Source organism: Streptomyces tricolor, assembly GCF_002155905.1.
Taxonomy (GTDB): domain Bacteria; phylum Actinomycetota; class Actinomycetes; order Streptomycetales; family Streptomycetaceae; genus Streptomyces; species Streptomyces tricolor.
The window spans coordinates 19,101-19,502 of the sequence record NZ_MUMF01000498.1 but is presented as its reverse complement, the minus strand read 5'-3'; the positions used below and the strand labels follow the sequence as shown (position 1 = coordinate 19,502).

Annotated in this window: 1 protein-coding gene; it reads left to right on the top strand. The window is 74.4% G+C overall.

The window, feature by feature from the left end; translation table 11 throughout:
• Positions 1-225 precede the first annotated feature (225 nt).
• On the top strand, positions 226-402 hold a 177-nt coding region (locus CCN44_RS46680), incomplete at its 3' end, for a TRAM domain-containing protein (protein WP_244203997.1).

Sequence of the window (402 nt, the reverse complement as noted above, 5' to 3'; positions counted from 1 at the left end):
CCTCCGGCCCGGGCCGAGGGGGGCCTCCGGCCCGGGCTGAGGGAGGCCCCTCCTGTCGCGGGCTGATGCCGGGTCTCCTGCCGTGGGCCTGGGGGAACCTCCGGCCGCGGAACGAGGCGGGGCGGGAAGGCCGTAGACTGGTGGGCTGTTGTCGGGCCCCTGCGTGGGGCCGCTGTCGGGCTCCCTCGTGGGGCCGCCCCGCTGTCGATCTGGAGTCTCCCCGCCATGCCCGCTGAACCGAAGAAGTCTCTGGTGGGGGAGGAGTACGAGGTCGAGATCGGCCCCGTCGCCCACGGTGGCCACTGCATCGCCCGTACCGCCGAGGGACAGGTGCTGTTCGTCCGGCACACGCTGCCCGGCGAGCGGGTCGTGGCAAGGGTCACCGAAGGCGAGGAAGGCGCC